Annotated in this window: 18 protein-coding genes and 1 pseudogene; 18 read left to right on the top strand and 1 reads right to left on the bottom strand. The window is 35.2% G+C overall.

Features of this window, described 5'->3' with window-relative positions:
* Positions 1-17: 17 nt before the first annotated feature.
* From dnaE to MKY04_RS15105, 7 genes are all read left to right on the top strand, one after another.
* Positions 18-3,104: a DNA polymerase III subunit alpha gene (gene dnaE / locus MKY04_RS15135; RefSeq protein ID WP_346234659.1), complete on the top strand. Its 3,087-nt coding sequence runs from the start codon at positions 18-20 to the stop codon at positions 3,102-3,104.
* A gap of 187 nt (positions 3,105-3,291) precedes the next feature.
* Positions 3,292-3,939 (top strand): FadR/GntR family transcriptional regulator, encoded by a 648-nt coding sequence (locus MKY04_RS15130; protein ID WP_126294643.1) that lies wholly within the window; start codon positions 3,292-3,294, stop codon positions 3,937-3,939.
* A gap of 20 nt (positions 3,940-3,959) precedes the next feature.
* Entirely contained in the window at positions 3,960-4,832 is an 873-nt protein-coding gene (accD, locus tag MKY04_RS15125) for an acetyl-CoA carboxylase, carboxyltransferase subunit beta (RefSeq protein WP_126294644.1), read from the top strand.
* Positions 4,825-5,790 (top strand): acetyl-CoA carboxylase carboxyl transferase subunit alpha, encoded by a 966-nt coding sequence (accA, locus tag MKY04_RS15120; protein ID WP_126294645.1) that lies wholly within the window; start codon positions 4,825-4,827, stop codon positions 5,788-5,790. Before accD ends, accA begins: the two co-directional genes overlap by 8 nt.
* Positions 5,791-6,212: 422 nt before the next feature.
* Complete coding sequence (gene pfkA, locus MKY04_RS15115; protein ID WP_126294646.1) at positions 6,213-7,172, top strand: 6-phosphofructokinase; 960 nt, start codon at positions 6,213-6,215, stop codon at positions 7,170-7,172.
* A gap of 27 nt (positions 7,173-7,199) precedes the next feature.
* The gene (gene pyk / locus MKY04_RS15110; RefSeq protein WP_126294647.1) at positions 7,200-8,960 is read left to right on the top strand and encodes a pyruvate kinase; all 1,761 of its coding nucleotides are present in this window, start codon (positions 7,200-7,202) and stop codon (positions 8,958-8,960) included.
* Between the two features lie 342 nt (positions 8,961-9,302).
* Positions 9,303-9,692 carry an FxsA family protein gene (locus tag MKY04_RS15105; protein WP_126294648.1) on the top strand — a complete coding sequence of 130 codons (390 nt, stop codon included), beginning with the start codon at positions 9,303-9,305 and terminating at the stop codon, positions 9,690-9,692.
* On the opposite strand, the gene MKY04_RS15100 is transcribed toward MKY04_RS15105, so the two are convergent.
* Entirely contained in the window at positions 9,679-10,656 is a 978-nt protein-coding gene (locus MKY04_RS15100) for an AI-2E family transporter (protein WP_246020329.1), read from the bottom strand. The two genes, MKY04_RS15105 and MKY04_RS15100, sit on opposite strands and share 14 nt — an antisense overlap.
* Before the next feature lie 239 nt (positions 10,657-10,895).
* Here MKY04_RS15100 and citZ point away from each other — a divergent pair, with 239 nt between their 5' ends.
* From citZ to MKY04_RS15040, 11 genes and pseudogenes are all read left to right on the top strand, one after another.
* The gene (gene citZ / locus MKY04_RS15095) at positions 10,896-12,011 is read left to right on the top strand and encodes a citrate synthase (RefSeq protein ID WP_126294649.1); all 1,116 of its coding nucleotides are present in this window, start codon (positions 10,896-10,898) and stop codon (positions 12,009-12,011) included.
* Between the two features lie 203 nt (positions 12,012-12,214).
* Positions 12,215-13,474, top strand: coding sequence for an NADP-dependent isocitrate dehydrogenase (gene icd, locus MKY04_RS15090; protein WP_126294650.1), 1,260 nt, complete (start codon positions 12,215-12,217; stop codon positions 13,472-13,474).
* A gap of 199 nt (positions 13,475-13,673) precedes the next feature.
* A complete protein-coding gene (mdh, locus tag MKY04_RS15085) occupies positions 13,674-14,612 on the top strand; it encodes a malate dehydrogenase (RefSeq protein ID WP_346234658.1) in 939 nt (312 codons plus the stop codon).
* 418 nt (positions 14,613-15,030) lie between these two features.
* Positions 15,031-15,465 (top strand): MaoC/PaaZ C-terminal domain-containing protein, encoded by a 435-nt coding sequence (locus MKY04_RS15080; RefSeq protein WP_126294655.1) that lies wholly within the window; start codon positions 15,031-15,033, stop codon positions 15,463-15,465.
* A 60-nt stretch (positions 15,466-15,525) separates the two neighbouring features.
* Positions 15,526-16,239: a response regulator transcription factor gene (locus tag MKY04_RS15075; RefSeq protein ID WP_126294652.1), complete on the top strand. Its 714-nt coding sequence runs from the start codon at positions 15,526-15,528 to the stop codon at positions 16,237-16,239.
* The gene (pnpS, locus tag MKY04_RS15070) at positions 16,236-17,681 is read left to right on the top strand and encodes a two-component system histidine kinase PnpS (RefSeq protein ID WP_126294653.1); all 1,446 of its coding nucleotides are present in this window, start codon (positions 16,236-16,238) and stop codon (positions 17,679-17,681) included. The genes MKY04_RS15075 and pnpS overlap by 4 nt, the downstream gene beginning before the upstream one ends.
* A gap of 277 nt (positions 17,682-17,958) precedes the next feature.
* Positions 17,959-18,432, top strand: coding sequence for an IS200/IS605 family transposase (tnpA, locus tag MKY04_RS15065; protein WP_346234657.1), 474 nt, complete (start codon positions 17,959-17,961; stop codon positions 18,430-18,432).
* Positions 18,433-18,669: 237 nt separating this feature from the next.
* Positions 18,670-19,647 carry an FtsH protease activity modulator HflK gene (gene hflK / locus MKY04_RS15060; protein WP_126295372.1) on the top strand — a complete coding sequence of 326 codons (978 nt, stop codon included), beginning with the start codon at positions 18,670-18,672 and terminating at the stop codon, positions 19,645-19,647.
* Positions 19,637-20,662, top strand: coding sequence for a protease modulator HflC (locus MKY04_RS15055; RefSeq protein WP_346234656.1), 1,026 nt, complete (start codon positions 19,637-19,639; stop codon positions 20,660-20,662). Before hflK ends, MKY04_RS15055 begins: the two co-directional genes overlap by 11 nt.
* 274 nt (positions 20,663-20,936) lie before the next feature.
* Positions 20,937-22,376 (top strand): annotated as a pseudogene (locus MKY04_RS15045) (serine hydrolase domain-containing protein).
* Positions 22,377-22,794: 418 nt separating this feature from the next.
* The gene (locus MKY04_RS15040; RefSeq protein WP_185807781.1) at positions 22,795-23,232 is read left to right on the top strand and encodes a DNA polymerase I; all 438 of its coding nucleotides are present in this window, start codon (positions 22,795-22,797) and stop codon (positions 23,230-23,232) included.
* The last annotated feature ends 42 nt before the right edge of the window (positions 23,233-23,274 follow it).

Genomic DNA, 23,274 nt, shown 5'->3' with positions numbered 1-23,274 from the left:
ACTGGAGGGATGAAGTTTTGACAGTCGCATATCCACAAATACGAACAAGTGCAGATTTATTGAAAAGTACAATTCGTATTGAAGAGCTCATCCCTTTTTTAAAAAATCAAAAGGCAGAAGCATGTGCAATGGTAAATACGAAATTGTACGGGCTTTTGCCTTTTTGGCGTGCGATGAAAGATGCTGGGGTGCATCCTGTTATCGGATTAGCTGTACGGGTTCAATATACAGAGACGCTTTCATTACCACTTATTATTTATGCTAAAACAAACGAAGGCTATAAAAACTTGTTGAAAATTTCGAGCAGTATATCGATTCGACAAGATGAAATGCTCCCTTGGCGATGGCTGGTAGCATACTCAAAAGGGTGTGCAGTTGTACTTCCTGTTCTAGAAGAAGAAGCAATTTGGCTTCAAGATAGCAATTTAACATATGTACAGCAGGTCTATGAAGTATTCCAAAATAATCTACATATAGGGATATCACGAAGTGGAGGGGTAATTTCAGCTTTTGAAGAGAAAGCGGTTAGATTAAGTGAGCATTTTCAAATTAAATGTATGGCCATCCATGAATGTTTATTTATGTCTGAAGAGGATCATTTTGCATTTGAAGTAGCCCGAGCAATTGAAACAGGGATTAAGCTTAACGAATCGGAACATAATGGGCATATGTATCAATATATTCCAACATCAGAGCAATGGCATGCATGGTATAAGGATCGACCGCAATGGCTTGAGGAAAGCAAAAGGCTTTTACTTAGCTGTAAGGTAGAATTATCTTATAACGTACACTACATGCCGAAGTTTCCATTAAATGAAGGGCAAACAGCAGAAAATGTCTTAGCAGAAATGGCATTACATGGCTTGAAAGCTCGTTTACAAACAGAATCTCCACATAAAGTGTATATGAAAAGATTGCAATATGAATTGCAAATCATTAATTCGATGGGATATGCAGATTATTTCCTAATTGTTGCAGATTTTATGAGTTTTGCACGAAAATCGGCAATTCTAACAGGACCTGGACGCGGTTCTTCAGCAAGCTCGCTTGTTGCTTATTGTCTTCATATCACACAAGTAGATCCAATAAAATATGGTTTGCTGTTTGAACGATTTTTAAATCCTGAACGTGTAACGCTTCCAGATATTGATATTGATTTTGTTGATACAAAGCGGCAAGAAGTTATTCAATATGTGTCTGAGAAATATGGAAAGCAATATGTTGCCCAAATTATTACGTTCGGTACATTGTCGGCCAAAGCCGTTGCAAGAGATGTTGCAAGGATGTTTAATTTTGAAAGTGAAACACTTGCAATGATTTCCAAGCTTATTCCAAATAAGCTTGGGATTACATTGCATGAAGCTTATCAAACTTCTGAGCCGCTTAGAAATTGGATTGAAGCAGAACAAATACGGAAGCGATGGTTTGATACTGCGAAAAAACTAGAGGGATTACCTAGAAATGCATCAACACATGCAGCAGGTGTAGTATTAAGTCCTATTCCATTAGTAGAAGTTATTCCAATTGAAAACGGACATGATGGCATTTATTTAACTCAATGGCCTATGCAAGAGGTAGAACAAAGCGGATTATTAAAAATGGACTTTTTAGGTCTTAGAAATTTAACGATTTTAGAAAATATCAGGCAATCGATATATTATACCCAGCGAAAATGGATTGATTTTAATCAAATTCCATTGGACGATGAAAAAACGTTCCAGCTTTTGCAAAAAGGTGACACAACGGGAATATTTCAGCTTGAATCTGATGGGATGAAAAATGCTTTGCAAGAGATTAAACCTACAGAATTTTTAGATATTGTTGCCGTTAATGCGCTCTATCGTCCAGGGCCAATGGAATTTATCCCAGTCTATGCAAGACGAAAAGCAAGGATGGAGCCTGTTGTTATGCCGCATCCTGTACTAGAACCTATTTTGAGTGAAACTTATGGCGTTATTGTGTACCAAGAACAAATTATGCAAATTGCCCACATATTCGCTGGATTTACAATAGGAGAGGCAGATTTACTTCGAAGAGCAGTTAGTAAAAAGAAGCGGGAAGTTCTTGAACAGCAGCAATCATCCTTCGTAAAAGGAGCTGTTGCAAAAGGCTTTCCAGAACAAGTTGCAAAAGAGGTTTATGCATTAATCGTTCGGTTTGCAGATTATGGATTTCCGAAAAGCCATGCTGTTGCGTATAGCTTAATCTCATACCAAATGGCATATTTAAAAGCGAACTACCCTGCGAACTTTTACGCAGCTTTAATGACAAATGCAATCGGGAATCAAGAAAAATTGTTTCAATTAATAGTGGAAGCTAGAAATAAAGGAATTGAAATTTTAAGACCTTCTATTCAAAAAAGTTTAAGAATTTTCACAGTAGAAAATGGCAAAATTCGATTTAGTCTTTCTGCTATTAAAGGAGTACCTCAGCCTTTCCTGCAAAAGCTAATGGAAATTCGAAAATTGAAAGAACAGCAATTTGAGGACATATTTGACCTTGCTGTTAGTCTAAGTGGCCTTTATTTTAATCGAAAAGCAATAGAGCCGTTAATCAAATCAGGTGCTCTTGATGATTTCAGAAGAGATAGAGCCACTCTGCTAGCTACTATTGAAGCTGCTGAAAAACATGCTGCGCTAGTTCGCCCGACTGAAGAAAATGATTTATTCTCTGCCGACGGTTTTTTATTTGGGAAACCAAAGTATATACAGGCTGAATCGATACCAGATAAAATCAAACTTCAATTTGAAAAAGAAGTATTAGGTTTTTATTTGTCGGAGCATCCTGTAGCACTTGAGCGTACGAAATTTCAAGATATTAATTGCACAGTGCAAACAATACGCAATGCACGGCCAAATACGTTTATAAAGTTTGTTGGGATGGTTGAATTAATTCGTCAAATTAGAACGAAAAAAGGTGAATTAATGGCCTTTGTACAATTACAGGATGAATATGGCTCTGTTTCTGCAACTCTTTTTCCACAACAGTATAATGAGGTAATTGGGTGGATGAAAGAAGATCGGATTGTTTATGTCGAAGGTGTTTTAGAAGTTAGAAATAGCAGTCCGCAAATTAAGGTAAAAATAATGAAAAATAGTCAGTGACGAGAAAACTTAAGAATGAAATACAAAAAACTGTGTTTTAAAACACAGTTTTTTCTTTACAAAGAGTTTTTTGTTCTGTATGCTTAATTCAAAAGTGGTCAGACCACTTTCCATTTCCATTGATTGGATATATGAATACTGGTGCAAATAGGAGTATATTATTATTTCTTTTGCGTGCGAGGTGCTTATGGATACAAAAACGGAGAATAAAAAAGTATTTTTGAAGATTGTAAAACATTTGCGCGAGCTAATTAAGTCCGAGGGCATACAGCCTGGTGATAAACTTCCATCTGAGCGAGTACTGTCTGAACGTTTAAATGTTGGGCGCTCTTCTGTTAGAGAAGCATTAAGAAGCTTGGAGCTGCTAGGTCTTATTGAAACAAGACACGGTGGGGGAACTTTTTTAGCAGTAGTGCAGTCGCATCAATTAGTCGAAATACTTGCTTCCTTTATTTTACAAGAAAATAAATCCATAGAAGATGTCCATACCACTAGAAGAATGCATGAAAAAGAGGCAATTCGAGTTATATGCTCTGATCGGTCATTACGAAATTTACCTGTTTGGGAAAGCTTATTCATGAAGCTAGAAGTAGATAATGATGTTATTCGAAATGATATTTTAAAAGAGCTAATTATTGCCTCTGGAAATCGACTTGCATTAAAAATATGGCTTCAACTCGCAGCATATAGTACAAAACCATTAAAACAACCAACGACAGTCGACGAGAAATTGAAGCTTCAAATGCTTTTAAAATCATTGCAATTAGGATATGAAAAAGAAGCACTTGAAGCTTACGAAGATTGGATGAACTATTTAAGAAATTCTATTTTATAAACCACTAAGGGGGAAAAGCAATGGCAATACGAAATTTATTATCATTAAACAAAAAGAAACAAAAAGGCGTCATTGTTGATCGAAATAAAGAGAGCTCCTTTCCTGCAGATTTAATGACAAAATGTCCTGAATGTAAAAAAATCTATTTAACCAAAGAGCTGGAAAATAATTTAAAAGTATGTCCACATTGTGATTATCATAATAAAATGACAGCTTGGGAACGGGTCTCTATTTTTATTGATGAAGGTACGTTTGAATCTTTTGATGGAAATTTAAGAACTTCAAATCCATTAAAATTCCCATCATATTTAGAGAAAGTAGAAATAGATGCTCTAAAAACAGGTTTAAATGAGGCTGTTTTAACGGGTATTGGCAACGTGAAAGGCGAACAAGTTGTTGTAGCAATTATGGATTCACATTTCCGAATGGGATCAATGGGCTCTGTTGTTGGTGAGAAAATTACACGAGCTATTGAAAAAGCTACAGAACTTAAATTGCCATTTATAATCTTTACAGCGAGTGGTGGAGCACGAATGCAGGAAGGGGTTATTTCCCTTATGCAAATGGCAAAAACAAGTGTTGCTCTTAAGCGTCATAGTGATCTTGGGTTGCTATTTATATCTGTTATGACTCATCCAACTACTGGGGGGGTTTCAGCAAGCTTTGCATCATTAGGTGATTTAAATATTTCAGAACCACAAGCTCTAATAGGATTTGCTGGACGACGAGTAATCGAACAAACGGTACGTGAAAAACTGCCTGATGATTTCCAAACAGCAGAATTTTTACTTGCTCATGGCCAATTAGATGCGATTTTCCATAGAAAAGAAATGCGCGATAAAATTGCTACTCTAGTGAAAATGCATAGTAAGGGGGGAGTATCTCATGTCTAAAACGCTTGGTTTTGAGGAACCTGTTATAAAACTACGTGAAAAAATCGATGAATTAAAAGAAATTGCTAAAACTGCCGATGTTGATATGACTGGAGAAATTGAAACTCTTGAAACAAGGCTTAAACAGTTGGAAACACAGATATACTCCAATATGGAGCCTTGGGATCGTGTTCAAGTAGCAAGACATCCAATGCGTCCAACTACATTAGAATATATTGAAGAAATTTGCACGGATTTTATTGAATTACACGGCGATCGTTCATATGGGGATGACGAGGCAATTGTAGGAGGTATAGCGTTCTTTGATGGACAACCTATTACAATTATTGGTCATCAACGAGGAAAAACAACGAAGGAAAATATCCGCCGCAATTTTGGTATGCCGCATCCTGAAGGATACCGAAAAGCGCTTCGTTTAATGAAACAGGCTGAAAAATTTGGTCGTCCAATTATTTGTTTTATCGATACAAAGGGAGCATATCCTGGCAAGGCTGCTGAAGAGCGTGGTCAAAGTGAAGCAATAGCAAAAAACCTTTTCGAAATGGCAGGCTTAAAGGTGCCGGTTATAAGTATTGTAATTGGTGAAGGGGGAAGTGGAGGAGCTTTAGCACTTGGGGTTGCAAATAAAATCTTTATGCTAGAAAACTCTACTTATTCTGTAATCTCACCTGAGGGTGCTGCATCTATATTATGGAAGGATGCAAGCTTAGCAAAACAAGCCGCTGAAGCGATGAAAATCACTGCATATGATTTAAAAGAAATGGATATTATTGATGGTATAGTACCTGAAGTATCAGGTGGTGCCCACCGAGATTTACAAGCCCAAGCAAAATCATTAAAAGATTGCATTTCATCAGCACTAAACGAGCTGAACTCGCTATCAGAAATAGAATTAATTGAAAATCGTTATGATAAGTTTAGAAAGATTGGGCAATTTATTGAGTTAGAAGAAATGTAAATTTAAAATGACAAAATCCAAAAAGGGTTTTGTCGTTTTTTTCTGACATATAGTAAAATAATATCATGTATTGTTTATATTAGTTGAACTTCCAATTTAACCAAAATATCTTCATTCGTTCAGGTTTTATGTAAAATGCGCAGTATAGAGCTTAAAACTCAATCTTAGTAGATGGGGAGATTTCCCCTTAAATGCTAATGATATTAAGAGGTTCTTAGGTTAAAAGGACTTCCTAATTTGGCAACACTTAAGCAATCAATATCATTATTGCATGCAAAAAACTAAACGAAATTATACCTAGTAGTAATTGATTGTTATTTTTGTAAAAAGATTGTGTTAAGTTATATGTATAACTTACAATGGAAGATTTTTATGCTAATGTGTTTAATAAGAGAGGTTTTTTTAGGAGGGGCTGGAGAATTATGAAAAGGATAGCCGTTTTAACAAGTGGGGGAGATTCACCTGGAATGAATGCGGCGATTCGCGCGGTCGTTCGTAAAGCGAATTTCCATGGTGTGGAAGTAATGGGAATTTATCACGGTTATGAGGGATTTATTGAAGGCAGAATGGAGCTTTTAGATTTAGGCTCGGTTGGAGGAATCATTCAACGTGGAGGAACAAAACTATTTTCTTCTCGATGCCCACAATTTAAAGAGGACAAGTATCAGCTTCAAGGTATTAAAAAGATGGAAGAAGCAGGTGTGGAGGGTCTCGTTGTAATTGGCGGCGACGGTTCTTATCGAGGCGCAATGGAGCTAACGAAAAAGGGTTTTCCATGTGTTGGCGTCCCAGGAACGATAGATAATGATATTCCCGGAACAGAGTATACAATTGGATTTGATACTGCACTTAATACAGTGATTGATTCTATCGATAAAATCCGTGATACAGCAACAAGTCATGAAAATTCTTTTATTGTGGAAGTAATGGGAAGAGATGCCGGCGATATCGCCTTATGGGCAGGACTAGCTGCCGGTGCTGAGTCGGTATTAATTCCTGAGGAGCAATATGATATTGATGATATTATCTCCCGTATTCAACGTGGTAGCGCACGTGGAAAAAAACATAGTATTATTATTGTTGCAGAAGGTGTCATGTCGGGTAGTGAACTAGCGAGAATATTGAAAGAAAAAGCAAATATTGTAACAAGAGTATCTGTATTAGGACATATTCAACGAGGAGGATCCCCTTCAGCAAGGGATCGAGTTTTAGCCGGCCGTTTAGGAGCTAAAGCAGTAGAAGTTTTATTAGAGGGTCGAAGTGGTAGAGCAGTAGGTATAAAAAATCATCAAGTTATTGATTATGATTTAGAAGAGGCGTTTACGAAGAAACATAAAGCAGATGTAAGCCTTTATACATTATCAAAAGAACTTTCAATATAATAACTATAGAAAAACGGAGAGAAAAATATGAGAAAAACAAAAATAGTATGTACAATTGGTCCAGCAAGTGAATCGCCAGAAATGCTTGAAGAATTAATAAAAGCGGGTATGAACGTTGCAAGATTAAACTTTTCCCATGGCAATCATGAAGAACATGCTGTACGCATCGCAACAATTCGTGATGTTGCGGAAAGATTAAATAAAACGGTTGGTATATTACTTGATACAAAAGGGCCGGAAATTCGTACACACACAATGGAGAACGGTGAATTACATTTATCACAAGGGCAAGTAATTGATATTTCTATGACAGAAGTTGTTGGAAATGAAAAAAGTTTTTCAGTTACGTATGAGAACCTAATTGATGATGTAGATCAAAATGACAAGATTTTACTTGATGACGGATTAATTGAACTTCGGGTTTTAGCTAAAGATAAAGAAAAAGGTTTAATTCATACTATTGTAGAAAATGCTGGGGTACTAAAAAATAAAAAAGGCGTTAATGTGCCAGGAGTATCTGTAAAACTCCCAGGTATTACAGAAAAAGATGCTCAAGATATACTATTTGGTATAGAACAAGGAGTAGACTTTATTGCAGCTTCCTTCGTACGTACGTCAAAAGATGTACTTGAAATTCGTGAACTATTAGAGCAAAACGGCGGCAGCCATATCCAAATCATCCCGAAAATTGAAAACCAAGAGGGCGTTGACAATATTGATGAAATTATTCAAGTGTCAGATGGTCTTATGGTTGCCCGCGGGGATTTAGGGGTAGAAATTCCTGCTGAAGAAGTTCCACTTGTACAAAAAACATTAATTAAAAAATGTAATCAAGTAGGAAAACCTGTAATTACTGCTACTCAAATGCTAGATTCAATGCAGCGCAATCCTCGCCCTACTCGTGCTGAAGCAAGTGATGTTGCGAATGCCATTATAGATGGTACTGATGCAATCATGCTTTCAGGTGAAACGGCAGCAGGTTTATATCCAGTTGAATCTGTACGCACTATGAATAAAATTGCAGAGTACACTGAGAATTCGTTGGATTATCGTTCAATAGTAGCAACTCGCAGTAAAGAAAAAGGTACAACGATGACAGAAGCCCTTTCTCAAGCTGTAGCATATACTTCAATTAATTTAGGTGTAAAAGCAGTGCTGGCACCAACATCAAGCGGTACAACTGCAAGAATGATTGCAAAATACCGTCCTGGTGTACCTATTATTGGGATTACAAACCATCGTTCAACAGCACAACAATTAACACTTGTTTGGGGTGTAACACCAATCATTACACCAAGAGTAACAACAACAGATGAAATATTAGAATTATCAGTAGACGAATCGTTAAAACATAATTATGTAGATCATGGCGATGTAGTAATTATTACTGCCGGAGTTCCAGTAGGTGAAGCTGGTACAACGAACTTAATGAAAGTACATGTAATTGGGGATTTATTAGCAAAAGGCCAAGGTGTAGGAAAACTATCCGTTGTAGGAAACGCGATTGTTGTGAAAAATGCTGAAGAAGCATCTGCATACGATACAGAAGGTTGCATTTTAGTAACAGTTTCAACTGATCGTGAAATGATGCCAATTATCGAGCAGTGTGCGGGTATTATTACTGAAGAAGGTGGATTAACAAGCCACGCCGCTGTTGTTGGACTAAGCTTGGGAATTCCAGTTATAGTTGGAGTAAAAGAAGCAACAACATTAATTCGACACGGACAAGAGATTACAATGGATGCCGAAACAGGTGTTGTATATAAAGGACACGCTAGCGTTCTTTAATAATATAATGAATTTTGTTAAAGCTATCTAAAAGCTTGGTCATATAATAATTCAACTACTAATAAAATTATCAATCTGCTCATTTTATTAACTTTAAAAATGAGCAGATTTTTATTTTCACTAATACTTTGTTGGAGTACTTATGACGCTGGGCTTCGATGCAAATAACTTCACAAACATAATTCAACTATTAGAAAAGCAACGATGTACAATTCTCATATATAAAACAGTAAGATGTTTTAAACAGCTAAATCTTTATTAAAATAGAATTCATGAAACTTTTAGCCTAACAAATCGTATATAATAATATAGAAAAGCATCTACTCAATTGGAGGGTATTAATTGAAAAAATTAATGGGTGGATTAATCGCTATAGTTTTAATAGAAATTGCCATCTTCATATTGATAGGCAACATAATAGGTGTTTTTAATACGCTGTTATTAATTTTACTAACGAGTGTAATCGGTATAACTGTTGCAAAAAAACAAGGTATACAATCAGTACAGAATATACGAAATAGTATTGCAGAAGGTATGCCCCCAGGTGTTGCAATGATCGATACATTTATGATTTTTGTTGGCGGTGCTTTATTAGCCTTGCCGGGGTTTTTAACTGATATATTAGGATTTGCTTTTATTTTCTCGTTTACAAGAAAACTATTCAAACCAATGATTTATTATTGGCTGCGAAAAAAGCTTAAAAATGGACAAGTTTTCATTATTCATAGATAGATTTTTGCTTTAATTTTACAGCAATAAGTAAAAGAAACGGGCTTAATAAAATTCCGTAAACACCAAAGATGAGGATCGAGGCAGCACTGATGAAAAATGTATGGACCGTTCGTAAATGAAATGTCGAAGCCCAAAGCAACGATTCAGCAATCTGCCTCGTTATTTGTATAAAGATGTAAAGAATGAACAACGCAAAACATAAAAAGCTTTCGCCAATTGCGAAAAAATAAATTGCAATAGGTATTAGAAAAAGACCGATACCAAAAAACGGCAATGCATCCGCTAAAGAAATTAAAAATGATTTATTTATCGGATGCTCAAATTGAAGAAGAGCAAGTCCAATGCTTAATAAGAAAAATGTAATGATAAACAGTTGAAATTCTACATATAGAAAATAGCCAAAAAGACTTGTTGCTTTAATGAAATACTGTTTCCATTCATCACGATATTGCTTTGGAACATAAATGAAAAACCAATATCTATTTTTTCTAGACTCAAATAATGAAAAAAAGAATGACACGACAAAGATAAATAATTCAATTACATACCCCATTATATCTTGTAATACATTTGCTAGTCCCAAAATGGCAGAGTCGATATATGATAATGATTTGTTAAATATAGTTTCTAGCAAGATATTATCTCCTGAATTCAAAATATCTAAGTTTTGTACTTGATCTTTCACTTCAGGATATATTGAGATGATGCTTTGGACTGTAATATAAAAAAAAGTATAAACTGATATAAAAATAAATACTGAAATAAAGATTGCGCTTAATATGTATGGAATCCTCAACCGCTTATGGCAAAAGTTTATAATAGGATAGAGGAAATACGCAAAAAAGATTGCAATTGAAACAGGCAAAATAAGCCATAATATAACGAAGTAAACAATCAAGATTAAAAATTTTACACTGTTTTTGTAAGGAAAAAAATTTATTTTATTCGTTTGCAAATCTGTCACCTCTATTTTATGTAATTGATATCTCGTTCATCTTAAAATATTCTCTTTAATTACCAATTTTCATCCCCTATTCAGTTTTTTCTTAATTTAATCCAATTTCATTCACAAAGACGTCAAAATTTATTATAATAATCAATGTAAGCGATTTACTTATAGGTTCATTGAGCAGAACACTTTTAGTGCTTCATGTTGAAGAAAGAAAGCACTTACACTAAAAAATTATGAGGGAGCGATTTTTTATGACAGCAACACGTGGTTTAGAAGGTATCGTAGCAGCGGAATCTAAAATCAGTTCAATTATTGACGACACACTTACATACGTTGGCTATAATATTGATGATTTAGCAGATAACGCTACATTTGAAGAAGTAGTATATTTACTATGGCATACACGTTTACCAAAAGAAGATGAGCTAGCTGAGTTAACGAAACAACTAGCTGAAAATGCTGAAGTACCTCAAGCTATCTTCGATCAATTTAAATCATATCCATTACAATCAGTTCACCCAATGGCAGCTCTTCGTACAGCTGTATCATTATTAGGTGTTTTTGATGAGGAAGCAGACGACATGTCTCCAGAAGCAAACTATCGTAAAGCAATTCGCCTACAAGCGAAAATTGCAACAGTAGTTACTGGGTTCTCTCGTATCCGTAGAGGTTTAGAACCAGTTGCACCAAAACCTGAATTAGGATATGCTGCAAACTTCTTATATATGTTACATGGCAAAGAGCCACAAGCAATTGAAGTAGAAGCATTCAATAAAGCGTTAGTATTACATGCTGACCACGAATTAAACGCTTCAACATTCACTGCTCGTGTATGTGTAGCAACATTATCTGATGTATATTCTGGTATTACAGCTGCAATCGGTGCATTAAAAGGACCACTTCACGGTGGTGCAAACGAGCAAGTAATGAAAATGTTATCTGAAATCGGTTCAATCGATAAAGTTGAATCTTGGGTTCAAAATAAATTAGATAACAAAGAAAAAATCATGGGCTTCGGTCACCGCGTATATCGTAAAGGAGACCCACGCGCAAAACATTTACGTGTAATGTCTGAAAAGTTAACTAAATTAACTGGTAAACCAGAACTTTATGATATGTCAGTAAAAATTCATGACATGGTTGTTGGTCAAAAAGGTCTTCCAGCAAACGTTGACTTCTTCTCAGCATCTGTATATGATTCACTAGGCATTGAGCATGATTTATTCACACCAATCTTTGCTGTATCTCGTACATCAGGTTGGGTAGCACATATCTTAGAACAATATGCAAATAACCGCTTAATTCGTCCACGTGCAGAATATGTTGGACCAGGAATGCAAAAATACGTTCCAATTAATGAGCGCTAATCAAAAAAATATGCTAAAATTGTCAAGGACTGTGTTTTAGCATAAATTAGTCGGCTAAAACGCCGACTAATTTATGTAAAACGCTCCGGTGAGTGTTACAGATTTTATATCGTCTTCGTGCGATACAAAATTTTGATGCAGTTGCCGAGGCGTAATGGATTAAAAACACAGTCCTAGACTTATGAATTTAGGAGGCAACTTAAATGACTAAAATTGTAGTAGAAAATGGCGTACTTCAAGTGCCAAATAACCCAACAATTCCTTTCATTGAAGGTGACGGAATTGGTCCAGATATCTGGGCTGCAGCATCTCGTGTTATCGACGCAGCTGTTGAAAAAGCTTATAACGGTGAAAAGAAAATTGAATGGTTAGAAGTTCTAGCTGGTGAAAAAGCATTCAACCAAACTGGTGAATGGTTACCACAAGAAACTTTAGATAAAATCAATGAATATTTAATCGCAATTAAAGGACCTCTTACTACTCCAATCGGTGGCGGTATTCGTTCCCTAAACGTAGCATTACGTCAACAACTTGATTTATATGTATGCTTACGTCCAGTACGTCACTTTGATGGTGTTCCTTCTCCAGTTAAACGCCCTGAAGATGTTGATATGGTTATTTTCCGTGAAAACACTGAAGATATCTATGCTGGTATTGAATACGAAGCAGAATCTCCAGAAGCTAAAAAACTTATTAACTTCTTACAAACTGAATTTGGTGTAAACAAAATTCGTTTCCCAGAAACTTCTGGTATTGGTGTAAAACCTGTTTCTAAAGAAGGTACTGAGCGTCTAGTGCGTTCTGCTATCGAGTATGCAATTAAACATAACCGTCCTTCTGTAACATTAGTACACAAAGGTAACATCATGAAATTCACTGAAGGTGGATTCAAAAAATGGGGTTACGAATTAGCTGAACGTGAATATGCTGATAAAGTATTCACTTGGAACCAATACGATGCAATTAAAGCAGAACAAGGCACTGAAGCTGCTAACAAAGCTCAAGCTGATGCTGAAGCTGCTGGTAAAATCATCGTAAAAGATTCTATCGCTGATATCTTCTTACAACAAATTTTAACTCGTCCAACTGAATTTGATGTTGTTGCTACAATGAACTTAAATGGTGACTACATTTCTGATGCATTAGCTGCTCAAGTTGGTGGTATCGGTATCGCTCCAGGTGCTAACATTAACTACGTAACTGGTCATGCGATTTTCGAAGCTACTCACGGTACAGCTCCAAAATATGCTGGATTAGATAAAGTAAACCCATCATCAGTTTTACTTTCTGGCGTATTAATGCTTGAACACCTAGGTTGGCAAGAAGCTGCAGATTTAATTACAAAATCTGTAGAAAATACAATTTCTTCTAAAGTTGTAACTTACGACTTCGCTCGTTTAATGGAAGGCGCTACTGAAGTTAAATGTTCTGAATTCGCTAATGAATTAATTAAAAATCTTTAATTCATAAACTTTAATTTTAAAAGTTAAATAATATATATGGGCAGCTTTTGTAAATAAAGTCATTACTTTATAAACGAAAGGCTGCCCATTTTTATATTGATTTTAATTGGCTATTGTATCAAAATTTATATAAAGGGGAATAATTTAACAGTCAACCTTTAAAATGCTTTTTTAAATTTCTAAAAGGAGCGTTTACAAAATGTCAATGAAACGAAAAAAAATCTCTGTAATCGGCGCAGGTTTTACGGGTGCAACAGCTGCATTCTTAGCAGCACAAAAAGAGCTGGGAGATATTGTACTTGTTGATATCCCTCAAGCTGAAAATCCAACAAAGGGAAAAGCTTTAGATATGTGGGAAGCTGCTCCAGTTCAAGGATTCGATTCATATGTTATAGGTACTTCGAATTATGAAGATACGGCTGATTCTGATTTAGTAATTATTACGGCAGGTGTTGCTCGTAAACCAGGAATGAGCCGCGATGACCTAGTTCAAATCAATCAAAAAGTTATGAAATCAGTATCTGGAGAGATTGCAAAGTATTCTCCAAACTCTACGATTATCGTCTTAACAAACCCTGTTGATGCTATGACTTACACAGTGTACAAAGAAACTGGATTTCCTAAAAACCGCGTAATCGGTCAATCTGGTGTTCTCGACACGGCTCGTTTCTGTGCATTTGTTGCTGAAGAGCTTAACATTTCAGTAAAAGATATTACAGGCTTCGTATTAGGTGGACACGGTGATACGATGGTGCCTCTTACTCGATACTCATTTGCTGGTGGTATTCCATTAGAAACATTAATCCCCCCACAACGATTAGAGCAAATTGTTCAGCGTACACGTACAGGCGGCGGTGAAATAGTTAATTTACTCGGTAATGGATCTGCTTACTATGCTCCTGCAGCTGCATTAGTTGAAATGGCAGAAGCGATCATCAAAGATCAAAAACGTATATTACCGTCAATTGCTTATTTAGAAGGCGAATATGGTTATGAAGGAATTTATCTTGGTGTTCCAACTTTACTTGGCGCCAACGGTATTGAAAAAATATTCGAGCTTGAATTAACGGATAAAGAAAAAGAAGCTTTAGATATATCAGCTCAAGCTGTTCGAGATGTAATGGCTATATTGACTTAATAAATTTAGATTAAGGTGAGTGGGATAATATCCTGCTCTTTTTTTATTAATTGAGCTTAATGAAGCACTTGTCGGGCAAGTGGGGCACTTCCGCTTTTCTAATATGTCTAGTTCCGCGCGTTAGCCGCTCGAGTCGCTTCGACTTCTTCCTACGCATGCAAGCATGCTAGTCAGAAGTCTCCAGAGTAAGTCGCGGCTGAACGAACGCGCTCCACTTTTCTTAAATGTCTAGCTTCAGTGCCCAGCCCCTCGAGGTGCTTCAGTCCCTCGGTCGAAAGCTAGAAAGATGCTTTCGATTCGGGCCTTCCAGCACTTGTCGGGGCTAAGCAGGGCACTTCCGCTTTTCTAATAACATTGTTATTTTTCGAAAAAATTGATACTATGAAAGTAATCTCAAAATAAAGGGGTTGCTGAATTGTTGCTACGAAAGGGTATGAAAATTGGAAAGAAGATTGATGAAATAATTGTTGGTGACAGATTTCAGATTACGGAAAAAATTGAAGATAAAGATTTACTATTGTATTTAGGTTTGACTAATGATAGTAATCCACTATATGTTCAACATGATTATGCCGTAGAAACACCATACAAAAAACCACTTGTTCCTATTATTATGTTAAATGGAATCATCACTTCTGCCATATCCAAACATATGCCGGGTCCTGGTTCTCATATCCGTGAACAAAATTTAGTATATTTAGAGCCTGTATATCATTATGAAACAATTGAAATATTGATGGAAGTTCAACATATCAATAAATCAGAAAATCTAGTCGATATATATGTAACTGCATATAAAGAAAAAAATACACCTGTGATTGAAGGGATTTTAAAGGTGTATCCTCCTTATTAAAAGTTTTATGTACTGATTTGAGATGGGGGTTTCAAATCAATATTGGAGAGGAAATGTTTTATGTCAAAAACAATTTTAGTCGTAGAAGATGAAGTTTCAATTGCAACTCTATTAAAGTACAATCTTGAACGTGTAGGTTACGAAGTGCTGCTTGCTCATGATGGTAAAGTTGGTCTGGATATGGCAATCGAAAATTCTCCTGATTTAATTCTTTTAGATTTAATGCTGCCAACAATGGATGGGATGGAGGTTTGCAAAGAATTGCGCAGTCAAAAGCGTAATATTCCAATCATTATGTTAACTGCTCGTGATGACGAGTTTGATAAAGTATTGGGATTAGAGCTTGGGGCAGATGATTATATGACAAAACCATTTAGTCCCCGCGAAGTGATTGCTCGAGTGAAAGCTGTTTTGCGTCGCTTTGTACCTGTTCAAAATCAAGAACAAGATGAAAATGAAGCGAATTATTACCAATATGGAAAATTACAAGTATATCCTGATCGATTTGAGGCATTTTTAGATAATGAGCCATTAGAATTTACTCCAAAAGAATTTGAGCTTCTAGTCTACTTGCTTGAGAATAAAAACCGAGTATTAACTCGTGATCAGCTTTTAAGCGCAGTATGGAATTATGATTTTGCTGGTGATACTCGAATTGTAGATGTTCATATAAGTCATTTGCGTGACAAAATAGAGGAAAATAGTCGTAAACCAATGTTTATTAAAACAATTAGAGGAATAGGCTATAAATTCGAGGAGCCGAAAAACGTATGAAATCATACAATAACCGATTATTTGTAAATTTCATTATATTAACCGGTTCAATTTTAGCTGTCCTTGGCTTTGTCTTAGGTCAGCTTTTTCCGTTCTACATTGAGAGTTACTTCTCAAAAAATAATATTGATTTAAGTGCAGATCAAATAGATCAGGTTAGGAAGCAATTTTCATTTATCATAACGTTTTTAATTTTTTTGGCATTTGCCCTAATTAGTTTTGTTGCAAATAATCTATTACGCAACTTATTAGACCCAATTGAAAATATTACACAAACTGCTCGCGAATTAACAAAAGGGAATTATCGTTCAAGAGCCTATGCAATCGGCCCTGCTAGTATTGTTGAATTAAGAAATTCGATTAATATATTAGCTCGAAATCTACAAGAAATCGAGAAAATACGTGAAATAGAAGAGGAACGCTTAAAAACTTTAATTGAAAATATGGGCAGCGCGTTAATTATGATTGATCGTGAAGCAACAGTTTCCATTGTAAACCGTCAATTTTTAGATGGTTTTGAATTAACGATTGATGAAGTAAAGGGAAAAAATTTTTTAACACTGGGATTACCAGTTGAATTAGAAAAATTTATTGATCATGTATTTTTAACGGAGTTGCCTTACCGGAAGCAAATTGAAATAGAAGTACAGCAAGAAATCCAATATAAACAAGTATATGGAGCCCCTGTAGTTGGCGAGCACGGGCGATGGTTAGGCGTAGTTATTGTCATGCATGACATTTCCGAGCTGATTCGTCTTGAACAAATCAGAAAGGATTTTGTAGCAAATGTTTCTCATGAATTACGGACGCCAATTACATCGATTAAAGGCTTTTCAGAAACTTTATTAGATGGTGCGTTTAAAGATGAGAAAATGTTAATTTCATTTTTAGAAATAATTTATCAGGAAAGCAATCGTCTCCAAATGCTGATTCAAGATCTATTGGAATTATCAAAAATAGAACAGCACGGTTTTTCTGTGGACATTGCACCAACAAGTCTACAAGAAGTATTAATTCGTGCAGTTGAGTTAACTAGTCCACGTCTAGATGAAAAAAATATGCAATTTAACGTAGATATTGTCCGAGACGTAATGGTAATGGGCGATTTTAACCGACTTATTCAGGTGTTCACAAATCTTATTACGAATTCGATAACGTATTCTCCAGAAGACACAACAATTACACTACGAATAAAAGAAAATAATGAATATGGAATTATTGAAGTAGAGGATCAGGGAATGGGAATTGAGAAGGGTGAAATTCCCCGTATTTTTGAACGCTTTTATCGAGTTGATAAGGCGAGAAGCCGCAATTCTGGTGGAACAGGATTAGGATTGGCGATAGTGAAGCATTTAATTGAAGCTCATAATGGTAAAATTACAGTAGAAAGTACTGTTGGGGTTGGAACATGTATGAAAGTATCGATACCACTTTACAAATGAATTTAACAATACATTTACAATGCTGTTATTTTAACTTCATACTTTTTGAATAATATTGTTTATAGAAACCCCCCTGTTTCAGATTTAGTAATTTTAAAATGTTAATGCTTGAAGGAAATGCCCCTATTTTTAGGGGCATTTTCTTTTTTTGTATAAATGAAAACCCCCTGCTATGCAGGGGGTTCCGGAAAGCTTATAGCTATGGACATAAAAAAAACTCCAGTCGTACAATAAAGTCAGGTCTGGTCAACCGACTTCGTACGAAAGGAGCTCCAAAATGGATAAGAAAAGTTTAGCACATACAACGTGGAATTGTAAGTATCACATTGTGTTTGCACCGAAATATAGAAGACAAGTGATTTATGGTCAAATAAAGGCAGATATAGGAAGAATCCTGCGACAATTGTGTGAAAGAAAAGGCGTGGAAATCATAGAAGCAAGTGCATGTCCCGATCATATTCATATGTTAGTAAGTATTCCACCGAAGTTAAGTGTTTCAGGATTTGTAGGTTATTTAAAAGGGAAGAGTAGTTTAATGATTTTCGATCGACACGCCAATCTGAAATATCGATATGGAAACAGAAAATTTTGGTGCAGAGGATTTTATGTGGATACAGTAGGAAGAAATAAAAAAACAATACAAGAATATATCAAAAATCAATTACAAGAAGATATCCTGGAAGATCAAATGACAATGAAAGAATTCATTGACCCTTTCACAGGAGAAGAAATCAATCGAAGAAAGAAATAAAAAAGCCGCTTTAGCGGCAAAGTGAGGAAGCGAAGTGCGGTTGGCGGACCTTTCAGAATGTCTTTAGACAGGAGCCAGTAACCCAGCGTTTCACGCGAAGAGCAAACCACCAGTTATACTGGTGGTTTTGACTTTCTAAAAGGTTTATAGCTGTATTTTATAATTTTGTTGAAACTTTTCAAGGAAATAAACGTAGATTAGTTAACGGTTAAAAGTTATAAATATAGGGGGATTTAGATGAGTATAAAACGTACTTTATTAATCACTGGACTAGGACTCCTGTCCATTATTTTATTAATCGCTGCTTTTACTTCTTGGTATACAGTAGATGAATCAGAACAAGCAGTAGTTATTACATTCGGTCGTGCTGACGACATGGTAACTGATTCTGGTTTGCATTTTAAATTGCCATGGCCAATCCAAAAAGTTGAAGTTCTTTCAAAAGAAACATATAGTTTGCAATTTGGCTATAAACAAAGCGAAGATGGTGAAATTGAGGCCTATGATGATGAAACGAAAATGATTACAGGCGACGAAAACATCGTACTAACTGATTTAGTCGTGCAATGGAAAATAACAGAACCAGAAAAATACTTATTTAATGCACAAGATCCAAAAGAAATATTACATAGTGCTACTTCGAGTGCGATTCGTTCTATTATCGGCAGCTCAACAATTGATGAGGCATTGACAGATGGAAAGGCAGAAATTGAAGCAAATACTCGAGATTTGCTCGTTTCATTAATCGAAAAATATGATATTGGAATTAGCATCTTAGGAGTAAAGCTTCAGGATGTCGAGTTGCCAAATGAAGAGGTTCGTGCTGCATTTACAGCGGTGACAGATGCTCGTGAAACAAAAAATACGAAAACAAATGAAGCAAAAAAATATGAAAACCAAAAGTTAAGCGAAGCACAGGGGGAAAAGGATGCAATTATTTCTCGTGCAGAAGGGGAAAAAATTGCCCGCATCCAACAAGCTGAAGGTGAAGTTGCTGTATTCAATAAATTATATGAACAATATACCGGCAATCGTGAAATTACACGTCAACGCCTAATTTTGGAAACATTAGAAACGGTATTGCCCAATGCGCAAATTTACATTATGAATGATGATGGGGAGACATTAAAGTATTTACCTCTTCAGCCGACGACAAATTCGTCTCAAAAACCAGTAGATGAATCGACGGAAGGAGCGAAAAATAATGAGCAATAATAAAAATCAGTTCGATGGAGATTTAGAAAAATTCGTTAAATCTCTTTTTGGGAATAACAATAAGAAGAAAAGAGATGTGATTGATATCCAAGATGCAAAAATTGTTAAAGATCAAAATAAAAAATCATTTAATTTCCGTCAATTTTGGAAATCTGCAATAGTTTTAACGATTATTTTTGCTGCTATTGTTATCTGTATTGCAAATGTTTATATCGTTAAAGAAAATGAATATAAAGTTGTTCGCCAATTTGGTGAAGTTGTGAAATATGAGGAAAATCCAGGGTTAAATATGAAAATCCCATTTATTCAAAGTGTCACAACACTACCAAAGAATTTAATGACGTATGACATGACGGAAGAAGAGATTAATACATTAGATAAAAAACGCATCATTATTGATAATTACGCAGTATGGCGCGTAACAGATCCAAAGAAGCTTATTTCAAATGCAGGTACGTTAATCAATGCGGAATCCCGCATGGAGGAATTTATTTACTCTGTTATTCGAACTGAGCTTGGACAATTAAATTATGATCAAATTATAAATGATGAAAATTCATCGCGCGGTAGTTTGAATGACCGTGTAACAGAAAAGGTTAATGAGTTATTAGAAAGCGGGAATTTTGGTATTAGTGTAGTAGATGTTCGAATTCGCCGTACAGATTTACCGGAGGAAAATGAGCAATCAGTATACACTCGAATGATTTCAGAACGTGGATCGATTGCCCAAAAATATTTATCTGAAGGGGATGCAGATAAAAATAGAATTGAAGCCCAAACAGACCGTCAAGTAAAAGAGTTAATTGCAACTGCGGAAAAAGAAGCAGCAATTATCCGAGCAGAGGGTGAATCAGAGGCTGCTAAAATCTACAACCAAGCATTTTCAAAAGATCCAGAATTCTACTCATTATACCGAACATTAGAGTCATATAAACAAACGATTGGTGAAGATACAGTTATTATCCTACCATCAGATTCACCATACGCTCGAGTATTATCAGGCTATATCGAATAATAAATGAAAGCATCTATATAAAGGGAAATCCCCTTTTATAGATGTTTTTTTCTTCCCACGAAAGTAATTCCATTCCTAATCTGGTTATCTAAGTCTATAGATGTATAACAGGTTACACCTAAAAATGTATTAAAGAATTTCCATTAAATTGTTATATTTAATTCAACCTTCGTTTACATAAATCGAAATGAATTGACTTGTTAATAGAAATAGCTGCTTTCAATGCAAAATTCAATACATAATAGTGCAAAAAAAATTAGGAGCTGGATGTAATATGAATACCATGAAGGTTTTACCCAAAATAATTTTAATTTACATTACATTTTTCTTACTTCTACCAATAAATCAAGTTTCTGCACAACAAGATATTAAGAAAAAAATCGAAGATTACATTGTTTCTTATCTAGAAGAATATAAAGTTCCCGGTGCATCAGTTGCCCTAATACATAATGGTGAGGTTTTTTATTCAAACTCATGGGGTGTTACGGGGGAATCAGAAGAATAAATAACTACTAATACACCGTTTACAATAGGTTCTATCAGCAAATCATTCACCGGCTTAGCTATAATGCGATTAATCAATGAAAATAGTATCGAGCTCGATGATCCCATACAAAAGCATATCCCTTGGTTCACACTGGATGATAAACAAGCTGCAGCACAAATAACAATTAAACACCTACTTACCCAAACGAGTGGAATTAGTACGTATACTGGATTAACAATATCAGACAAAGAATCAAACGACTTCAATGCAATTAAAAGTCATGCAGAAAGTTTATCAGACATAAAGCTTACGGCTCCTGTTGGAGAAAAGCATCAATATAGTAATGCCAATTTTTTGATTCTTGGTGCTCTTATTGAGGAAGTGACGAATCAAACATACTCGGAATACATGGAGCAAAATGTATTTCAACCACTAAAGATGAGAACGGCAGCTGCTGACTATGACTCAGCATATAAAAAAGGCTATTTAAGTGGGTACCAGTCTTGGTTTGGAATACCACGAAAAAGTATGGTTGACTATGATAATGGCGGTGCTCCTTACGGGTACTTAACGGCAAGTGTAAATGATATGGTCCAATTCATAAAATTTTTAAGAGATCAGGATTTTAACAATTTTTTAAACGAAGAAAATAAGAATTTATATTTAAATCCATATATTGAAACAGGAAAAGATCGTTATTATGGTTTAGGAATCCGAATTTCAAATCCAAATTCCAACGAAAAAATGATATGGCATTCAGGTTCAACTCCAGATTCACATGCAGAGGTATTTTATATTCCGAAAATAGACTGGGGTGGAATAATACTTACAAACAAAAATAATGTTCTAGAAGAGGAAGGACTATATTATGTGAAATTAGGTATTATTAATATTCTAAAAGGTGAGGATCCAATTGAAATTCCACATAATACACCGACAATTCAATTGATTGTTTTAGTATTTGTTTGCTTGCTTTTAGGATCTTTCATTTATTTATTTTTAGCAGTTAAATCTAAATATACTAGAAAAAAAGGCTTATGGCGTATAGTAGGGGTTATCTGCTTAGCTTTATCTATTTCACTTATTCCTCTTCTTACTTATAGTTTCGGGTCCCCTTGGCATTCCATTAGAGTTTTTTCACCAGATTTAGCTTTACCTATAGTAGCTGTTGTAACATTCTTAGCTGTAAATGGCGTTTTATCAATAGTATTTTCATACAAAAAATAAAAAAGATTTAAATTCTGTTTTAATAAGTATCCCAAACCATTTTGAACATTTTTTGTTTAAAATGGTTTTTTAATTAAACGAAAACAATTTATTACTTATTTGCTTACACATAGATACATAATTTACTACTTTATAATAATATAATTCTTGTTATAATGAAGTAGTGATTTATCTTCTTTTTTGTACTGAAAGTGAAGCGACATGTTCAGGCGGCCAGTACAGAAAGCTCCATAGGATTTTAGTTGTGGTCAAACGGCGTTGAATGAAGAGAAGGCTCCAGATAATCATGTAAATCTCGCAGTAGAATTGGGAAAGAAAGATTATCTAGTACATTGCATACAAGCGGCCTCAAACACGAGTCCGAAATAGGACAAGTTAGTCGTGGGATAATTAATTAATAGAAAGAGAGGAATGGCTGTTGAATATTTTAAATAGATGGATTCTAAATTTCCTTTTAGCATTTATTATGGCTTGTTCGATTACGGCATTATATAGTCCAACACCATACTCTTGGATGAAAATTGAAATTTATCACTTACCAGTATTGTTTATCATCATGTTTGCTTTAACATTTTTCATAGCAAAAGATGTTCGATATAGCTTTAAAAAGGTTTTTAAATTCGACAAAAGGAAAGACAAGCGTCCAATTTGGCAAGTTGGAATAGGGATGATTTTTTATTTTGCACAAGTAGGGCTAGTTGAAGTATTTTGGCGATCATTAATGGGGTATGAGCTAGGTGGAATGCCGCTTTATTTAGTATTCGCCTTTATGAATGCATTTTTATTAACTGTTATTTATGAGGAAATTTTTTATCCAAGACAATCAGACAGTAAAACTACTAAAGTTCATAGCTAATATTTTTCAACAAAAAAACACGTATTGATCGTATTCGAATCA

It is taken from the genome of Lysinibacillus telephonicus, from assembly GCF_039654155.1.
GTDB classification, from domain to species: Bacteria; Bacillota; Bacilli; order Bacillales_A; family Planococcaceae; genus Ureibacillus; species Ureibacillus telephonicus.
This window is presented reverse-complemented; position numbering and strand designations above follow the sequence as displayed.

Coding starts and splice junctions, on each gene's coding strand:
- pyk (WP_126294647.1), top strand. CDS start 7,200: ATGAGAAAAACAAAAATAGTATGTACAATTGGTCCAGCAAGTGAATCG.
- mdh (WP_346234658.1), top strand. CDS start 13,674: ATGTCAATGAAACGAAAAAAAATCTCTGTAATCGGCGCAGGTTTTACG.
- tnpA (WP_346234657.1), top strand. CDS start 17,959: ATGGATAAGAAAAGTTTAGCACATACAACGTGGAATTGTAAGTATCAC.
- accD (WP_126294644.1), top strand. CDS start 3,960: ATGGCAATACGAAATTTATTATCATTAAACAAAAAGAAACAAAAAGGC.
- MKY04_RS15130 (WP_126294643.1), top strand. CDS start 3,292: ATGGATACAAAAACGGAGAATAAAAAAGTATTTTTGAAGATTGTAAAA.
- citZ (WP_126294649.1), top strand. CDS start 10,896: ATGACAGCAACACGTGGTTTAGAAGGTATCGTAGCAGCGGAATCTAAA.
- accA (WP_126294645.1), top strand. CDS start 4,825: ATGTCTAAAACGCTTGGTTTTGAGGAACCTGTTATAAAACTACGTGAA.
- pnpS (WP_126294653.1), top strand. CDS start 16,236: ATGAAATCATACAATAACCGATTATTTGTAAATTTCATTATATTAACC.
- MKY04_RS15075 (WP_126294652.1), top strand. CDS start 15,526: ATGTCAAAAACAATTTTAGTCGTAGAAGATGAAGTTTCAATTGCAACT.
- icd (WP_126294650.1), top strand. CDS start 12,215: ATGACTAAAATTGTAGTAGAAAATGGCGTACTTCAAGTGCCAAATAAC.
- MKY04_RS15055 (WP_346234656.1), top strand. CDS start 19,637: ATGAGCAATAATAAAAATCAGTTCGATGGAGATTTAGAAAAATTCGTT.
- hflK (WP_126295372.1), top strand. CDS start 18,670: ATGAGTATAAAACGTACTTTATTAATCACTGGACTAGGACTCCTGTCC.
- pfkA (WP_126294646.1), top strand. CDS start 6,213: ATGAAAAGGATAGCCGTTTTAACAAGTGGGGGAGATTCACCTGGAATG.